Source organism: Mycetocola sp. JXN-3 (assembly GCF_014522285.1).
Classification (GTDB): domain Bacteria; phylum Actinomycetota; class Actinomycetes; order Actinomycetales; family Microbacteriaceae; genus Mycetocola; species Mycetocola saprophilus.
Genome location: NZ_CP041635.1, coordinates 2,018,119 through 2,035,099, shown reverse-complemented (window position 1 = coordinate 2,035,099; position 16,981 = coordinate 2,018,119). Strand labels below are relative to the sequence as shown.

Here is a 16,981-nt window from a genome sequence, read left to right as displayed (position 1 = left end):
GCCAAGAAAGAACGTATGACTGCATCGCTTGATTCCCTCAACAGCTGGTACTCGGACTGGAAGGGCCTGCGGGTCGCCGTCCTGGGCCTCGGCAAAACCGGATTCTCGGTGGCCGATACCCTGACCGAGCTGGGGGCCGAGGTTCTGGTTCTGGCCGAGTCGGCCGAGAGCGACCTGGCCCGCCTGGTCCCGGTGATCGGGGCGAGCCTGTACACCGGTGACCTGGGCGCGGTTCCCGCGGAGCTGAGTGCCCACAACGCCGACCTGCTGATCGTGTCGCCGGGTTTCCGCCCCGACCACCCGCTGGTGCGCTGGGCCGCCGAGACTCACGTCCCCGTCTGGGGCGATATCGAGCTGGCCTGGCGCGTGCGCGATAAGGTCGGGACCCCGGCCGAGTGGATCCTGGTCACCGGCACCAACGGCAAGACCACCACGACCCAGCTGACGGCCTCGATGATCGCCGCCCAGGGATTCAAGGTGGCCCCGTGTGGAAACATCGGTGTGCCGGTCCTGGACGCCGTACGCGACCCCGAGGGCTTCGACTTCTTTGTGGTGGAACTCTCCAGCTTCCAGCTGCACTACCTGGCCGTCCAGGCCGGGAAGACGCCGCTTCAGCCGATCTCCGCGGTGTGCCTGAACATCGCCGACGATCACCTCGACTGGCACGGTGGGCTGCAGAGCTATATCGCCGCCAAGGGCTTCGTCTACGAAAACGTGGCCAACGCCTGCGTCTACAACAAGGCCGATGTGGTGACCGAGGAGATGGTCCGCGCGGCCGACGTGCGCGACGGTGCCCGCGCCATCGGATTTGATCTCGGTGTGCCCGGACCCAGCGATGTCGGGGTCGTGGAGGGGATCCTGGTGGATCGCGCCTTCCACGAGGACCGCCACCATTCGGCCCTCGAACTGATCACCGTGGAAGACCTGGCCAAGCGCGGCCTGGGTGCCCCGCACCTGGTCGAGGACGTGCTAGCAGCCAGCGCCCTGGCGCGTTCGGTGGGGATCACCCCCGAGTCGATCAACACCGCACTGTCGACCTTCCGGGCCGACGCCCACCGGGTGGAATCCATCCTGGAGGCCCATGGCATCCACTGGATCGATGACTCCAAGGCCACCAACGCCCACGCGGCCCGCGCCTCACTCGGTGCCTTCGGCTCGGTGGTCTGGATCGTGGGCGGGCTGCTCAAGGGTGCCCACCTCGACGACCTGATCACCGACTTCGCCCCGCGCCTGCGCGGCGTGGTCCTGATCGGGGCCGAACGGGACGAGTTGCGGGATGCGTTCGCGCGACACGCCCCCGAGGTGAGCCTGGTTGAGGTCACGGCAGCGGAAACTGGAGATGTCATGCCGCAGGCGGTCGAACTGGCCGCCGGTCTGGCTCGGGAGGGCGACACCGTTCTGCTGGCCCCGGCCGCGGCGTCGATGGACCAGTTTGTGAGCTATGCCGATCGTGGAACCCGCTTTGCGGCCGCGGTCATCGAGAAGTGGGGAGGAAGCGCCAGTGGACTCTCCGGTGAGCACACCGCAGGATAAAACCACCGCCCGCGTGAGCGTGGGCAAGCTGTTTTCGCCGCAATCATCGAACTACTACCTGCTGCTGGGCACCACGATCTTCCTGGTGCTGATCGGCCTGGTGATGGTGCTCTCCGCCTCCAGCGTGGACTCCTGGCTGGACGATAAGGGCTTCTTTGGCGGGTTCTGGAAGCAGGCCACCTTCGCGGTAATCGGGATCCCGCTGATGCTGATCATCAGCCGGTTCAGCCTGGGCTTCTGGAAGAAGTGGGCCTGGGTCCTGCTGGGCATCACGCTGGTGCTGCAGCTACTGGTCTTTACCCCGCTGGGTATCGAGGACGGCGGTAACCGAAACTGGATTTCGCTGGGCGTTTTTACCGCTCAGCCCTCCGAGGCCGTCAAACTCGCACTGTGTATTTGGCTCGGCGTAGTTCTCGGTCGCAAGTACAACATGCTGGACAACTGGCGTCACGTGGTGATCCCGGTTGTTCCGGTGTCGATCGTGGCCCTTGGGCTGGTTCAGCTCGGCCATGACCTCGGTACCGTGATGATCATGGCCGTGCTGGTTTTTGGTGGCCTGTTCTTCGCCAACGTTAAGCTGCGCTACCTGGCCGTGCCGATCCTGCTGGCGGGTGTGGCCGTGCTGTTCTTCGTGATGACCAGCCAGAACCGTACCGACCGCATCGGCTCGTTCCTGGAGGAGGGTTGCGCCGACTATAACGGTCTGTGCTGGCAGCCCCTGCACGGCACCTGGGCGCTGGCCAACGGCGGCGTGTTTGGGCTGGGCCTCGGCAACTCGCGCGAGAAGTTTTCCTGGCTGCCGGCGGCCTCCAACGACTATATTTTTGCCATCATCGGTGAGGAGCTCGGCCTGATTGGCGCGATAGTGGTCCTCGCCCTCTTTACCCTGCTGACCATCGGCTTCATCCGGGTGATTCGCTCGGCCACCGACCCCATGGTGCGCATTACCACGGGCGCGATCCTGGTGTGGATCGTCGGTCAGGCACTCGTGAACATCGCGGTGGTGCTGCGCCTGCTGCCGGTTCTCGGTGTGCCGCTCCCGCTGCTCTCCCAGGGTGGAACCGCGCTGATCACCTCGCTTGCCGCCATCGGAGTGGTGCTATCCTTCGCCCGGGGGCAGTCGCAAAATAACATGCGTGAGGCGTCCGTCGTCTCCGCCCAGAAATCGGAGTAATCCATGACCAACTACCTTCTCGCCGGAGGTGGAACCGCGGGCCACGTGAACCCGCTGCTCGCCACCGCGGACGCCCTTCGCGCCCGCGATCCCCAGGCTCAGATCTATGTCCTGGGCACCAAGGAGGGACTCGAGGCACGCCTCGTCCCCGCCCGCGGCTATGAGCTGCTGACCATCGAGCGACTGCCCTTCCCACGCCGGATCAACGGCGCCGCCCTCAGCTTCCCCGCCCGGTTCCGCCGGGCCGTGGGGGAGGTGGAACGCATCATCCGTGATCGCAACATCGACGTGGTGATCGGCTACGGCGGTTATGCCTCCGCTCCCGCCTACCGGGCCGCCAAGCGTACCAAGACCCCGCTGGTGATCCACGAGGCCAACGCCAAGCCGGGTCTGGCCAATAAGGCCGGCGCCCGCTATACCGATCACATCGGTGTCGCCTTCCACGGCACCCGGCTGCGTAAGAGCAGCTACGTGGGCATGCCGCTGCGCAGCGAGATCGTGAACCTTGAGCGCGATAGCGCCCGGGCCGAAGCCTATGAGCTGTTTGGGCTGGACCCGAAGCTGCGCACGCTGCTGGTGACCGGTGGCTCCACCGGTGCCCGCAAGCTCAACCAGACCATCGCCTCCGCGCAGGAGCAGATCGTGGCCGCGGGCTTCCAGATCCTGCACATCGTGGGTGGTCGATCGGACCTCCGCGACACCGGTGCCCCCGGATATCGGGTCATCGAGTACTGCGACCGAATGGACCTGGCCCTCGCGGTGGCCGACTTCGCGGTCTCCCGCGCCGGTGCCGCGACCGTGAGCGAGATTTCGGCGCTGGGAATCCCCGCCGCCTACATCCCCTACCCGGTGGGTAACGGTGAGCAGCGCTTCAACGCGGCCGACGCCGTCCGTGCCGGCGGTGCGCTGCTAGTCAACGACGCCGACTTCACCCCCGAGTGGGTGCGCGACACGCTGATCCCGCTGTTGGGGGACCGAACCCGCGTTCAGGATATGGCTGTACAGTCGCGTCTGATGGGCAGCCTGGATGGGACCGAGCGTCTCATCGCGGTCATCGATGAGGCCGTGGCCCAGGGTTAGTCCCGGGCCCACACATTTTTACAGCGCGGGGTGAGCCCGCGAAGGAGGAAACACATCGTGATCAAACCGGACTTCTCGGTAGAGATTCCCGAAAACCTGGGTCGACTGCACTTTGTGGGCATCGGCGGATCGGGCATGAGCGGCATCGCACGCATGTACCTGCAGGCGGGCTTTGAGGTGTCGGGTTCGGACCGCGAGGACTCGCCCAAGCTGGCGAGCCTGCGTGAGCTCGGGGCCACCACCTCGGTGGGTCACGACGCCGCCAACGCGGTGGGCGCGGACACCCTGGTGGTGACCAGCGCACTGTGGCCCGAGAACCCCGAGTACCGCTATGCGATCGACAACGGCATCCCGGTGCTGCACCGCTCCCAGGCCCTGGCCGGGCTGACCCGCGGCAAGCGCCTGGTCGCCGTCGCCGGTGCCCACGGCAAAACCACCTCGACCGGCATGCTGGTCACCGGCCTGCTGGGCCTCGGCGAGAGCCCCAGCTTTGTCAACGGCGGCGTGATCGAGCCCTTCGGCGTCTCCAGCGATGGGGGCACCGGAGAGCTGTTTGTCCTGGAAGCCGACGAGTCCGACGGCTCCTTCCTGCTGTACGACACCGCGGTGGCGCTGATCACCAATGTGGACACCGACCACCTGGACCACTACGGCAGCCTCGACGCGTTTGACGCGGCCTTTGTGGAATTCGCCGAGAAGACCCGCGAGTTTGTGGCGATCTCCTCGGATGATCCCGGAGCAAAGCGCATCACCGCGCAGTTCTCCGCGGACACCCGCGTGCTGAGCTTCGGTGAGGCCGAGGATGCCACCGTGCGCGTGCACAACATCCTGACCGACGGCAACGTGACCTTCACCCTGACCTACCAGGGCGTGGACCATGTGGCCACCCTCCGCGTGCCCGGCCACCACAACGCGCTGAACGCCGCGGGTGCGGTGACCGTGCTGATCGGCCTGGGCTTTGACCCGGCCGCCGCGCTGGCCGCCGTTGCCGAATTCGGGGGCACCCAGCGCCGCTTCGACCTGCACGGTGTGGCCGCCGGCGTGAGCGTGTATGACGACTACGCCCACCACCCGACCGAGGTCGAGGCCGCACTGACCGCCGCCCGCGACGTGGTGGGGGAGGGTCGCATCATCGCGATCCAGCAGCCGCACCTGTTCAGCCGCACCATGGCCCTGGCCGGCGAGTTCGCCGAGGTCCTGGAGCGCGTGGCCGACCATACCGTGGTACTGGACATCTGCGCCGCCCGCGAGGACCCGATCCCCGGCGTGACCGGAGAGATCGTCTCCTCGCGCTGGGATGACCCCACCCGCGTGCACTACGAGGCCGACTGGCAGGCTGCCGCCGACTACGTGGCCACCGTTGCCCGTCCCGGCGACTTTGTGGTGACCCTGGGCTGCGGCGACGTCTATAAGATCATCCCGCAGGTGCTGACCTCCCTCGAGGAACACGGCAACTAGGTGAAGCGCCCCTCCGGCGTTCCCCACACGCCCAAGCCCGGTGACGGACAGAAGACGCCACGCCCCGAACGGGACGGTGCGCGATCGGTCGAGCCTCCCGAGCGCTCCGCGGTTGAGCGACCGGGAAGCGAGCCGGCCGTCTCCGACTCGCGGTCCGAGGCGCGCCGGGGCCCGGAATCGACTTCGGCTCGGGACTCCGACCCCGGTGCCGACGCCGCGCCCGCACCCACCGGTTGGGTGGCCGAGGCGCTCAACCGGGCCCGGGCCGCGGCCGGGGCGCAGGCGGCATCGAGCGCGAACGCCGCCTCCGATGCGGGTGCCACGGATAAGACCCCGGACACGAGCGTGGACGCGAACCCGGTTCGACCCGGTGCGAGCCGGTCGCCCCTGACCGCCGACGACGAGGCTACCCAGGACCTCTCGGCTCTGCGCGCACCCACCTCGCCCGCCTCGGCCCGTAACGATGCCTCCGGCTCGGTGTCCTCGGTTGCCGACTCCGGGCTCACCGGCTCGGCCACTGCCGATTCGGCGATCTTCGGCTCCGCCGCGTCCGCAACCACCGTGCCCTCATCCGCCGAGCGCGAGTCCGCGAGCGGCCGACGCCCCGTCGCCGACCCGCTGGCTCCCGAGCGAGCGGGCCGGACGGCACGGGAGGCCAAGCGCGAGCGCAAGCGCTTTGAACGCGCCGAGGTGCGTCGCTTCACCGTGCGTAGCCGCCGGCGTCGGCGTGCCTGGCTGATCGGAATCGGCTCGGTTGCCGCCGTGGCTCTGCTCGCGGTGATCGTCAGCTACACGCCGATCCTCTCGGTGCGCAAGATCGAGGTGCGCGGAACCGAGCGGCTCAGCGCCTCCTCACTCGAGCACAAGCTCTCCGGCGAGTTGGGGACCCCGTTCCCGCTGGTGGATCAGAGCGCGATCAAGGCCGTGCTCACCGAGTTCCCGCTGATCGAGTCCTACCGGGTGGAATCCAGCCCGCCCTCGACACTGATTCTGCGGATCGTGGAGCGTACCCCGGTCGGGGTGGTCGCCGTGGACGGCGGCTTCGAACTCGTGGATGCCGCCGGGGTGGTCATCGAACGTACCGGAGAGAAGCCCGCCGACTATCCGGTGATTACCGTGGACCGTTCCAAGTCGATGGATGCGTTCAGGGCGGCCGCCGCGGTTCTGCGGACCATGCCCGAGGATCTGCGTGTCAAGGTCTCCTCGATCGGTGCCACCACCCGAGACGACGTGACCTTCGGGCTGGTCGACTCGGAGACCGTGGTGCTCTGGGGGGATGCCAGCGACGGCGTGGTGAAGGCCAAGCTGCTCGAGGCCCTGATGCGTGCGCAGCCCGACGCCCAGCGCTTCAACGTGACCTCGCCGGAGATCGGCGTGGTCGGCTAGCCCAAGAAATATCCCCGTGAAAACCGCCCTGGACCACCCGGTCCGGGCGGTTTTTCCCTTCTTTGCCTGGAAACTCTCGACACGCGGGCGTGTCGGCGGCGCGGGAGCGTTCGTTGGGCATACCGTCAGGGAAAGGAAATGCATACTGAGCATAACTTTAAGCCTCAAGTAGAGGTTGAAAGTTCTCACCGGAGGTCGACGTGACAGCAAACCAGAACTACCTCGCCGAGATCAAGGTCGTCGGCATCGGCGGAGGCGGCGTGAACGCCGTCAACCGCATGATCGAGCTTGGCCTCCGCGGCGTTGAATTCATCGCGATCAACACCGACGCCCAGGCGCTCTTGATGAGCGACGCCGACGTCAAGCTCGACGTCGGACGCGAGCTGACCCGCGGCCTCGGTGCCGGCGCGGACCCCGAGGTGGGCCGTCGTGCCGCCGAGGACCACGCCGAGGAAATCGAGAACGCCCTCGCCGGCGCCGACATGGTCTTTGTGACCGCGGGAGAGGGTGGCGGAACCGGAACCGGTGGCGCCCCCGTCGTCGCACGCATCGCCAAGTCGATCGGTGCCCTGACCATCGGTGTGGTGACCAAGCCCTTCGGGTTTGAGGGTCGCCGCCGCCAGGCTCAGGCCGAGCTCGGCGTAGCCAAGCTCAAGGAAGAGGTCGACACCCTCATCGTGGTGCCGAACGACCGCCTGCTGGAAATCAGCGACCGCGGCATCTCGATGGTCGAGGCCTTCGCCACCGCCGACCAGGTGCTGCTCGCCGGTGTCCAGGGCATCACCGACCTGATCACGACCCCGGGTCTGATCAACCTCGACTTCGCCGACGTCAAGTCGGTCATGCAGGGTGCGGGCTCCGCGCTGATGGGTATCGGCTCCTCGCGCGGCGCAGACCGCGCGATCAAGGCTGCCGAGCTCGCCGTGGCCTCGCCGCTGCTGGAAGCCTCGATCGAGGGTGCGCACGGCGTGCTGCTGTCGATCCAGGGTGGATCCAACCTGGGTATCTTCGAGATCAACGACGCCGCGCGTCTGGTCCAGGAGGCCGTGCACCCCGAGGCCAACATCATCTTCGGTACCGTGATCGACGACAGCCTCGGCGACGAGGTGCGCGTCACGGTCATCGCCGCGGGCTTTGACGGCGGCGAACCGCCGGCCAAGAACGTCGAGGCTATGAAGGACGCGAAGATCGGTGCGGGCGGGGTTCTGACCTCGACCGAGGAGGTTGCCGCGACCGAGATGATCGTGGACGAGCCGGCCTCGGGCTGGAACGTCACCGCCGAGAACCTCGACACCCCGCCGGCCACCGCCGACCCGGCATTCGCCGACTCGGCCGAGCTGGACATCCCGGACTTCCTCAAGTAACAAGAAGTTTCACGCATGACGCTCAGTGTGCCCGCCGGCGGCGAGGGAATCTCCCTCGCCGCCGCTGCGGCATCCACCCCCGAGTCCCCGAGAATCACCGAACCCGTCACTCCCGTGCTCACCGACCCCACCCGCGCCACGGCGCTTGGCGAAATGACCGCGCGGATCGATGCCGCCGCCCGAGCCGTGGGTCGTAACCCCGAGGAGATCACCACCATCGTGGTGACCAAGTTCCACCCGGCCGACCTCGTCCGCGACCTGTATGCCCTGGGTGTGCGCGACGTGGGGGAGAATCGCCACCAGGAGGCCCGGGACAAGGCCGAGGAAACCGCGGACCTGACCGGTCTGCGCTGGCACTTTATCGGCCAGCTGCAGTCCAAGAAGGCGCGCCAGGTGCGACGCTATGCCAGCAGCGTCCACTCGCTGGATCGCATTAGCGTCGTGGACGCCCTCGCCCAGGTGGACCCCGAGTTCCCCGATGCGCCCCCGCTGCCCGGCTTCATTCAGGTCAACCTGACCGACGATCCGGCCCGCGGCGGCGTGCACCCCGACGACGTCCTTGCCCTGGCCACCCGGGTTCTTGAGGCTCCGGCGTTGAGCCTGCAGGGAGTCATGGCGGTGGCCCCGCTGGAGGGGGACCCTCGGATCGCCTTCGAGCGTCTGCGCGAACTCTCAGATCGCGTGCGTACGCTCAAACCAGACGCCCGGTATATCTCTGCCGGAATGTCTCACGACTTTGCCGAAGCCATTGCCGAGGGTGCGACACACCTGAGAATTGGTTCCGCAATCACCGGCAATCGCCGCTGACCACGTTAACATTTTCCTAAGAACCGCGCGAAAATCGGAGGTACCAATGTCCAACCCGCTCAAGAAGACCATGGTCTATTTGGGACTGGCTGATGATGACCTCGAGTATCAGGAGGCTCAGCAGAAGGCTGCCGCACAGGCTCAGGCGGATGAACCCGCCGCGCCCGCGAGCGCCGCGCCTGCCCCGGCTCCGGTAGCTCCGGTCCAGGCACCCGTGCGTGCCTCGGTCACCCCGCTGCGTCGTCCCGCCGTGACCCGTCAGGCCGCGCCGAACGAACTCAATGAGATCCTCACCGTGCACCCCAAGCAGTACAAGGATGCGCAGGTGATCGCCGAGACCTTCCGTGAGGGAGTGCCGGTGATCATCAACCTGTCGCAGATGAGCGACGGTGACGCGCGTCGCCTGATTGACTTCGCCAGCGGCCTCTCGCAGGGTCTCGGGGGCAAGATCGAGCGCGTGACCAGCAAGGTATTCCTGCTCTCGCCGCAGCACGTGGCAATCCTGGGTGACGCGGCCGAGTCCGCGGACGCCGAGAACACCTTCTTCGCACAGCAGTAGTTGATTTCGCGGTGATTGGTCTTCTCCGGTTCATCATTGGGAACCTGCTCCTCCTCTATTTCCTCATTCTCTGGGTGCGGTTTGCACTGGAGCTCTTCCGCTCCATTCGTCCGGGCTGGCGCCCGGGCCGCGCCCTCATGGTGATCGCCGAAATCGTGTTCACCGTGACGGATCCGCCGATTCGGTTCTTTCGGCGGATCCTCCCTCCGGTGCGAATCGGTGGGGCGATGCTCGACTTCGGGTGGAGCATCACCATGTTCTGTGTCCTCATTGCGATGACACTCGTGAACAACTTTCTCCGTATTTAGACGCTTCACGATAGGGTGAAGTGTCACGACCCTCGTCTTCTGGCGGGGTCATCCATAAAGTTTTTGGGTCTCCGAAACCTCGGGGACGTCAAATCCGCAATCTGTCGTTACAAGTAAGGGTGAACAGCCATGGCGCTAACTCCGGAAGATGTAGTCAACAAGCAGTTCCAGCAGACCAAGTTCCGCGAGGGCTACGACCAGGACGAGGTCGATGACTTCCTGGATGAGGTCGTTGTTGAGCTCCGTCGTCTGACCCAGGAAAACCAGGAGCTCACCGAGCGCCTGAAGGCCTTCGAGAGCGGCAACGCCCCCGTGGCCGCCGCTCCGAGCACCACCCCCGTGGCCGCCGTTCCGGCTCCGGTCTCCGCCGTGCCCGCACCGGTTGCCGCCGCACCGGCCGCCGCCGCGCCGACCGGCGATGACGCAGAGAGCTCCTCGAGCCTGCTGCAGCTGGCCCGTCGCCTGCACGACGAGCACATCAAGGAGGGCACCGAGAAGCGCGACGCGCTGATCGCCGAGGGCCACGCCACCGCCGCCCGCCTGATCGCCGAGACCGAGGCCAAGCAGCGCGCGCAGGTCGAGATCCTCGACAAGCAGAAGGTTGTCCTGGAGACCAAGATCGACGAGCTGCGCACCTTTGAGCGCGACTACCGCAAGCAGCTGCGCGGCTACATCGAGGGTCAGCTGAAGGAGCTCGACGAGCAGTCGGGCACCGGTTCCTCGAAGTAAATTCTTGTCGCAGGAATCTCCGGCTCGAGCCGGTAAGTGGGCAGTCCCGCTGTTGGCGATTATCGCCGCGGCGGGACTGTCTGCTGATCAGCTCGCCAAATATCTGGTCACCACCAATCTGACCCTGCACGAGCCCGTCCCGATCATCGGTGACTTCCTCGTGTTCTACTACATTAAAAACCCCGGTGCCGCGTTCTCGCTGGCCAGCGGCATGACCTGGATCTTCTCGATCCTGGCCTCCGCTGTGGTCATCGCGATCATCGTGTTTGCCCGTCGCGGAAAGATTCGCTCCCGCGCCTGGGCCGTGATGATCGGCCTGCTGCTGGGCGGGGTCCTGGGTAACCTGACCGATCGCCTGTTCCGTGAGCCCTCCTTCGGGCTGGGACACGTGGTGGACTTCATCTCGACCCCGTGGATGCTGCCCGCCGTGTACAACGTGGCGGACATCCTGATCGTGTCCTCGATGGGTCTGTTCCTGATCCTCTCGTTCATGGGCATCAACCTGGATGGAACCCGCGCCCCCGGCCGTGCCGCGCGTCGCGCGGAGGCTGCCGAACGCGATGGTGCCGCCCTGGGTGCCGCGATCGACGCCTCCCTCGCCGCCGGCGATGCCGAGGAGGCGGCCGCACGCGCGGATACTCGCAAGACCGCGGCCGATGCCGCAGATCCTTCGGTTTCCGAGGAGGAGCCCCATGCAAAGCCGTAGTCTTCCCGTCCCCGATGGTCTCGAGGGCACCCGGGTCGATGCCGGCCTGGCCAAGCTGCTCGGGTTCTCCCGCACGTTTGCGGCCGAGGTTGCCGATTCCGGCGGCGTCACGCTGTCGGGCCGGGTGCTGGGCAAGTCCGATCGCCTCTCGGCGGGGGACTGGCTCGAGGTGTCCTGGACGCCCAAGGCCGAACCGACCATCATCCCGGTGGTTGTTGAGGACCTGGACGTGGTCTATGACGATGACGACATTATCGTGATTGCCAAGCCCACCGGCGTCGCCGCCCACCCCTCGCAGGGATGGAGCGGCCCGACCGTGCTGGGCGCCCTGGCGGGTGCCGGCTACACGGTCTCGACCTCGGGTGCCGCCGAGCGGGCGGGCATCGTGCACCGCCTCGACGTGGGTACCAGCGGCCTGATGGTGGTGGCCAAGTCCGAGCGGGCGTACACCGAGCTCAAGCGCCAGTTCCATGACCGCGAGGTGGAGAAGATTTACCACGCGGTGGTTCAGGGACACCCCGACCCGCTGGCCGGGACGATCGACGCCCCGATCGGACGCCACCCGCGTCACGACTGGAAGTTCGCGATCACCACCGACGGTAAGCACTCGATCACCCACTATGAGACCCTCGAGGCCTTCCTGCGTGGGTCCCTGCTGGAGATCCACCTGGAGACCGGCCGAACCCACCAGATTCGTGTGCACATGGCCGCGCAGCGTCACCCCTGCGTGGGCGATCCGCTCTACGGCGGCGACGCCCAGCTGGCCGAGCGCCTGGGCCTGACCCGGCAGTGGCTGCACGCCCGCCAGCTCGCGTTTACCCACCCGGGGACCGGCGAGTGGGTCAGCTTTGAGGCGCCGTATCCCGAGGATCTGGAACACGCCCTGGAGATCCTGCGCAACGACTAGGGTCGTCCCCGGTTTGACCCTCTCAAAACACCCCGCGATTACTCGCGGGGTGTTTTTGCGTGTGCCCCGGTCGGTGGTGAGGGGTATCCTAGAAGTTCATCCTCGGAAGAAGTAGCGGAGCAGTTTTGACCCCTTCGGATAAGCAGTTTGTCCACCTTCACGTGCACAGCGAGTACTCGATGCTCGATGGAGCGGCGCGGGTCAAACCGCTGATTGAGGCCGCCAAGGAATCGGGGATGCCCGCCGTCGCCGTGACCGACCACGGAAACGTGTTTGGCGCGTTCGATTTCTGGCGCACGGCGACCGATGCGGGGATCAAGCCGATCATCGGTACCGAGGCCTACCTGACCCCGCGCACGCACCGCACCGACCGCACCCGGGTGCGCTGGGGCGACGGCTCGCGGGACGACGTCTCGGGCTCGGGTTCCTATACCCACATGACCCTGCTCTCGGAGACCACCGAAGGCATGCACAACCTGTTCCGGTTGAACTCGCTGGCCTCGATCGAGGGCTACTACTTCAAGCCGCGTATGGACCGCGAACTGCTGGAGACCTACGGCAAGGGCCTGATCGCCACCACCGGATGTCCCTCGGGCGAGGTCCAGACCCGCCTGCGCCTGGGCCAGTACGACGAGGCGATCAAGGCCGCCGCCGAGTTCCAGGACATCTTCGGCAAGGAGAACTTCTTCTGCGAGCTGATGGATCATGGCCTGGGGATCGAGAAGCAGGTCATGGGAGACCTGATCAAGATCGCCAAGGACCTCAGCATTCCGTTGGTGGCCACCAACGACCTGCACTACACCCACGCCCACGACGCCAAGTCGCATGCGGCGCTGCTGTGTGTGCAGTCGGGTTCCACGCTGGATGACCCCAACCGCTTCAAGTTCGACGCCGACGAGTTCTACCTCAAGTCGGCCGAGGAGATGCGCCACCTCTTCCGCGATTACGAGGAGGCCTGCGATAACACCCTGGCCATCGCCGAGCGCTGCCACGTGGAGTTCAACACCAAGGCCAACTACATGCCGCGCTTCCCGGTGCCGGCGGGGGAGACCGAGGACAGCTGGTTCATCAAGGAGACCGAGAAGGGTCTGCACGAGCGCTACCCCAACGGCATTCCCGCGGATGTGCGCGAGCGTGCCAACTACGAGGTGGGCGTCATCATTCAGATGGGCTTCCCGGGCTACTTCCTCGTCGTGGCGGACTTCATCAACTGGTCCAAGAAGAACGGCATTCGGGTGGGACCGGGCCGTGGTTCGGGTGCCGGTTCGATGGTCGCGTACGTGATGAAGATCACCGACCTGGACCCGATCCAGCACGGACTCATCTTCGAGCGGTTCCTCAACCCCGAGCGTGTGTCCATGCCCGACTTCGACGTCGACTTCGATGACCGTCGCCGTGGGGAGGTCATTCAGTATGTGACCGCCAAGTACGGCGACGAGCGCGTGGCCCAGATCGTGACCTACGGCACGATTAAGGCCAAGCAGGCCCTCAAGGATTCCTCCCGGGTGCTGGGTTTCCCCTTCGGCATGGGCGAGAAGCTCACCAAGGCGATGCCCCCGGCGATCATGGGTAAGGACATCCCGCTCACCGGCATCTTCGATAAGGATCACCCGCGCTATAAGGAGGCGGTGGACGTCCGCACGGTGGTCGAAACCGACCCCGAGGCCAAGCAGGTCTTCGAGACCGCGCTGGGCCTGGAAAACCTCAAGCGCCAGTGGGGTGTGCACGCCGCCGGTGTGATCATGTCCTCGGATCCGCTGATCGACATCATCCCGATCATGAAGCGCGAGCAGGATGGCCAGATCGTCACCCAGTTCGACTATCCTGCCTGTGAGAGCCTCGGCCTGATCAAGATGGACTTCCTGGGTCTGCGCAACCTCACGATCATCGATGACGCCCTGGACAACATCAAGTCCAACCGAGGCGAAACCCTGGTCTTGGAAGATCTCGACCTCAACGACGTCGGGTCCTATGAGCTGCTGGCCCGTGGAGACACCCTGGGTGTGTTCCAGCTCGATGGCGGGCCCATGCGCTCGCTGCTGCGCCTGATGAAGCCCGACAACTTCGAGGACATTTCCGCGGTGCTCGCACTGTACCGCCCGGGCCCGATGGGTGTGAACTCGCACACCAACTATGCGCTGCGAAAAAATAAGCAGCAGGCGATCACCCCGATCCACCCCGAACTCGAGGAACCGCTTGAGGAGATCCTCGGTGGAACCTACGGCCTGATCGTGTATCAGGAGCAGGTGATGAGTGCGGCGCAGAAACTCGCCGGCTTCAGCCTGGGACAGGCCGACGTGTTGCGCCGCGCGATGGGTAAAAAGAAGAAGTCCGAGCTGGATAAGCAGCAGGCAGACTTCTTCGCCGGTATGGCCAGCAACGGTTACTCGCAGGCAGCGATGGATGCCCTCTGGAAGGTGCTGGAATCCTTCGCCGACTACGCCTTCAACAAGGCGCACACCGCCGCCTACGGGCTGGTGTCGTACTGGACCGCGTACCTCAAGGCCCACTACCCGGCCGAGTACATGGCCGCCCTGCTCACCTCGGTGGGAGACTCCAAGGACAAGCTGGCGATCTACCTCAACGAGTGTCGTCGAATGGGTATCAAGGTGCTCCCGCCGGATGTCAACGAGTCGATCGGGTTCTTTGCCGCCGTCGGCGAGGACATCCGCTTCGGCCTCGGCGCGATCCGCAACGTGGGTGGCAACGTGGTGGAGGGTATCCGTTCGGCCCGCGAGGAGAAGGGGGCCTATGCCACCCTGCCCGACTTCCTCAAGAAGGTGCCGCTGCAGGTGGCCAATAAGCGCGCGATCGAGTCGCTGATCAAGGCCGGCGCCTTCGATGAGATGGGCAATACCCGGCGCGCGCTCTCCGAGGTGTTTGAGGACCTGGTGGAGGATGCCGCCAAGACCAAGCGCAAGGAGTCCAACGGAGACTTCGCATTTGACTTCGACAGCCTGTTTGACGACCCGCAGGAATCCGACCCGATTCCCGTGCGCCCCGAGTGGTCCAAGAAGGACAAGCTCGCCTTCGAGCGGGACATGCTCGGTCTCTACGTGTCCGACCACCCGCTGGCCGGTCTGGAACTCCAGCTGGCCAAGCACGCCACCACCACGATCCTCGACCTGATGAGCTCCGAGTCCACCCAGGACGGCGATACCGTGACCATCGCGGGTCTGGTGACCAGCGTGCAGCACCGGGTGGCCAAGCAGTCGGGCAACCAGTACGGCATGATCACCGTCGAGGACTTCAGCGGTGAGATCACCGTGATGTTCATGGGCAAGGGCTATCAGGAGTTTGGTCCGATGCTGCTGGGTGACTCGATCGTGGTGGTCCGCGGGCGGGTCTCGATGCGGGATGACGGCATGAATCTGCACGCCTACAGCCTGATGGCCCCGGAATTTGTGCAGGAGGATGGCGACACCACGCTGTTCCTGACCATGCCCGACGCCCGGGCGACCGCACCGGTGATCGCCAACCTGCGCGAAATCCTGGAGCGCCACCGCGGCGACGGCGAGCTGCGGGTGCGACTCACCCGCGGCGACGTGGCGCGGGTGTTTGAGGTGCCAAACTACCCGGTTCGGGTGAGCCCGGACCTGTTCGGCGAGCTCAAATCATTGCTTGGTCCCGGCTGCCTCGGTTAGGTTGAATTCACCCCGCATTACCCGTGTTCATGAGAGGACCCGATGAGTACACCAGAGAACCCGACCTCACCCGATCAGCCCGCCGCCGAGCGGGCGGAAACCGGCGTGTGGGAGCGTTTGGAGCGCGCGGCCGCCGGGGGAGCCGCGGAGTCTCCGGTGACGCCTGAGCCGGCCCCCGCGGCCGACACGCCTCGGGCGACGCAGCCCGCGCCGGGCGCGACGACCCCCGTCGCCGCGGATGCCGAGGCACCGCGGGTGGTGGCACCCTTCGCCGACACGTTTGCCGCACCCCACGCGGCGCAGCCGTCCTCGGCTCTGCCCGGGTTTGCGCCGGGCGCGCAGCCCGGCGCTGGAGCACAGGCCACCGCTGGTGCCCAGCCCAGCGCCGGGGCACAGCCCACCTCGGGGGCTCAGCCGGTTTACGCCGCGCGCGAGCCGCGCCCGGTGCGCACCGTGGGCGTTTTCACCCTGCGCGAGATCTTGTTTGTGATCCTCAGCGCGCTGCTGGTGCTGATCTCGTTTGTGCCGGCCTTCCACCTCGGCCAGTTCGGTGCGCCGCTGACGCTCTGGAACCTGCAGTTTGCGCCGATGCCGGTGGCCGTGTCGATTCTGCCGCTGATCGCGCTGGCCCTGGTGCTGCTGCGCCGCCTGGTGCCCCGTGTGAACTGGCGGGTCGGGTCGCTCTCGGTGGATCAGTTTGCCTCGGTCACCACGGTGATCGCCGCCGTCAGCTATGTGCTGTTTGTGTCTGCATACACCGTGCTCACGGTCCCCGGCCAGATCAACTGGTCGCTTCCGGTGGGCACCATCTTTGCCCTGGCCGCCCTGTTCACCTCGACGTTCGCGCCCTTCCTTCCGGTCTTCAAGACAGAGTTTGCCGAGCGGGAGGAGACTCCGGCCGCCCCGGTCGCTCGCGCGCCCCGTGTGATCACCCCGACCCCGCATCCCCGCGCCGCGCAGCCCGTTCCGGGTGCCGCAGCCTTCGGTGCCCCCGGAGCCGTGCCCGCGCAGCCCGTGCGGACCGCGCCGTTCTGGGTGTACAGCTACACCCCGCGTCCGGTTCACAGCGTGGACGGCCAGTTGGTCCTGTTCGAGATGGGACCGGCTGCCTGGGTCCTCGCGGTGGAGGATCGTGGAACCGCCCTGGTTCTGCGCGCCGATGATGGCCGGATCGGGATCCTGCACGATCTGAGCAACCTCACCCGCGGATAACGGTCGCGATATATAACGAGCCGGGAATGTGTGGACGCACGTCCCGGCTCGTTGCCGTTAATCCTGGACGGGTGTGCACCTGATTCTCGGAGGATCCCCGGCCCGTCTCGCGGC

Annotated in this window: 14 protein-coding genes; all 14 read left to right on the top strand. The window is 66.2% G+C overall.

Annotated elements, in window-relative coordinates; translation table 11 throughout:
- Positions 1 to 15: 15 nt before the first annotated feature.
- The gene (gene murD / locus C7C57_RS09340) at positions 16 to 1,533 is read left to right on the top strand and encodes a UDP-N-acetylmuramoyl-L-alanine--D-glutamate ligase (RefSeq protein WP_187976195.1); all 1,518 of its coding nucleotides are present in this window, start codon (positions 16 to 18) and stop codon (positions 1,531 to 1,533) included.
- On the top strand, positions 1,514 to 2,707 hold the full coding sequence (gene ftsW / locus C7C57_RS09335; RefSeq protein WP_081863847.1) for a putative lipid II flippase FtsW: 1,194 nt from the start codon (positions 1,514 to 1,516) through the stop codon (positions 2,705 to 2,707). The genes murD and ftsW overlap by 20 nt, the downstream gene beginning before the upstream one ends.
- Before the next feature lie 3 nt (positions 2,708 to 2,710).
- Positions 2,711 to 3,787 carry a glycosyltransferase gene (locus C7C57_RS09330; RefSeq protein ID WP_187976193.1) on the top strand — a complete coding sequence of 359 codons (1,077 nt, stop codon included), beginning with the start codon at positions 2,711 to 2,713 and terminating at the stop codon, positions 3,785 to 3,787.
- A 57-nt stretch (positions 3,788 to 3,844) separates the two neighbouring features.
- Positions 3,845 to 5,245, top strand: coding sequence for a UDP-N-acetylmuramate--L-alanine ligase (murC, locus tag C7C57_RS09325; RefSeq protein WP_187976192.1), 1,401 nt, complete (start codon positions 3,845 to 3,847; stop codon positions 5,243 to 5,245).
- On the top strand, positions 5,246 to 6,631 hold the full coding sequence (locus C7C57_RS09320; protein WP_187976191.1) for an FtsQ-type POTRA domain-containing protein: 1,386 nt from the start codon (positions 5,246 to 5,248) through the stop codon (positions 6,629 to 6,631).
- 200 nt (positions 6,632 to 6,831) lie between these two features.
- Positions 6,832 to 7,995, top strand: a complete 1,164-nt coding sequence (ftsZ, locus tag C7C57_RS09315; RefSeq protein WP_030143327.1) for a cell division protein FtsZ — start codon at positions 6,832 to 6,834, stop codon at positions 7,993 to 7,995.
- A gap of 153 nt (positions 7,996 to 8,148) precedes the next feature.
- Entirely contained in the window at positions 8,149 to 8,802 is a 654-nt protein-coding gene (locus C7C57_RS09310; RefSeq protein ID WP_187978339.1) for a YggS family pyridoxal phosphate-dependent enzyme, read from the top strand.
- A gap of 46 nt (positions 8,803 to 8,848) precedes the next feature.
- Positions 8,849 to 9,361, top strand: a complete 513-nt coding sequence (locus C7C57_RS09305) for a cell division protein SepF (RefSeq protein WP_030143329.1) — start codon at positions 8,849 to 8,851, stop codon at positions 9,359 to 9,361.
- Positions 9,362 to 9,372: 11 nt separating this feature from the next.
- Positions 9,373 to 9,669 carry a YggT family protein gene (locus C7C57_RS09300; protein WP_043321307.1) on the top strand — a complete coding sequence of 99 codons (297 nt, stop codon included), beginning with the start codon at positions 9,373 to 9,375 and terminating at the stop codon, positions 9,667 to 9,669.
- A gap of 129 nt (positions 9,670 to 9,798) precedes the next feature.
- Positions 9,799 to 10,398 carry a DivIVA domain-containing protein gene (locus tag C7C57_RS15845; RefSeq protein WP_030143331.1) on the top strand — a complete coding sequence of 200 codons (600 nt, stop codon included), beginning with the start codon at positions 9,799 to 9,801 and terminating at the stop codon, positions 10,396 to 10,398.
- Between the two features lie 4 nt (positions 10,399 to 10,402).
- Complete coding sequence (gene lspA, locus C7C57_RS09290; RefSeq protein WP_255505640.1) at positions 10,403 to 11,104, top strand: signal peptidase II; 702 nt, start codon at positions 10,403 to 10,405, stop codon at positions 11,102 to 11,104.
- Positions 11,091 to 12,011 carry an RluA family pseudouridine synthase gene (locus tag C7C57_RS09285; RefSeq protein ID WP_030143333.1) on the top strand — a complete coding sequence of 307 codons (921 nt, stop codon included), beginning with the start codon at positions 11,091 to 11,093 and terminating at the stop codon, positions 12,009 to 12,011. The genes lspA and C7C57_RS09285 overlap by 14 nt, the downstream gene beginning before the upstream one ends.
- 179 nt (positions 12,012 to 12,190) lie before the next feature.
- On the top strand, positions 12,191 to 15,655 hold the full coding sequence (gene dnaE, locus C7C57_RS09280; RefSeq protein WP_370581451.1) for a DNA polymerase III subunit alpha: 3,465 nt from the start codon (positions 12,191 to 12,193) through the stop codon (positions 15,653 to 15,655).
- Between the two features lie 42 nt (positions 15,656 to 15,697).
- A complete protein-coding gene (locus C7C57_RS09275; protein WP_187976189.1) occupies positions 15,698 to 16,867 on the top strand; it encodes a hypothetical protein in 1,170 nt (389 codons plus the stop codon).
- Positions 16,868 to 16,981: the final 114 nt, after the last annotated feature.

Bases quoted from the DNA above. Each gene is read 5' to 3' on its own strand.
- dnaE (WP_370581451.1), top strand. From the start codon at position 12,191: ATGCTCGATGGAGCGGCGCGGGTCAAACCGCTGATTGAGGCCGCCAAG.
- C7C57_RS09285 (WP_030143333.1), top strand. From the start codon at position 11,091: ATGCAAAGCCGTAGTCTTCCCGTCCCCGATGGTCTCGAGGGCACCCGG.
- C7C57_RS09310 (WP_187978339.1), top strand. From the start codon at position 8,149: ATGACCGCGCGGATCGATGCCGCCGCCCGAGCCGTGGGTCGTAACCCC.
- C7C57_RS09330 (WP_187976193.1), top strand. From the start codon at position 2,711: ATGACCAACTACCTTCTCGCCGGAGGTGGAACCGCGGGCCACGTGAAC.
- C7C57_RS15845 (WP_030143331.1), top strand. From the start codon at position 9,799: ATGGCGCTAACTCCGGAAGATGTAGTCAACAAGCAGTTCCAGCAGACC.
- C7C57_RS09305 (WP_030143329.1), top strand. From the start codon at position 8,849: ATGTCCAACCCGCTCAAGAAGACCATGGTCTATTTGGGACTGGCTGAT.
- C7C57_RS09275 (WP_187976189.1), top strand. From the start codon at position 15,698: ATGAGTACACCAGAGAACCCGACCTCACCCGATCAGCCCGCCGCCGAG.
- murD (WP_187976195.1), top strand. From the start codon at position 16: ATGACTGCATCGCTTGATTCCCTCAACAGCTGGTACTCGGACTGGAAG.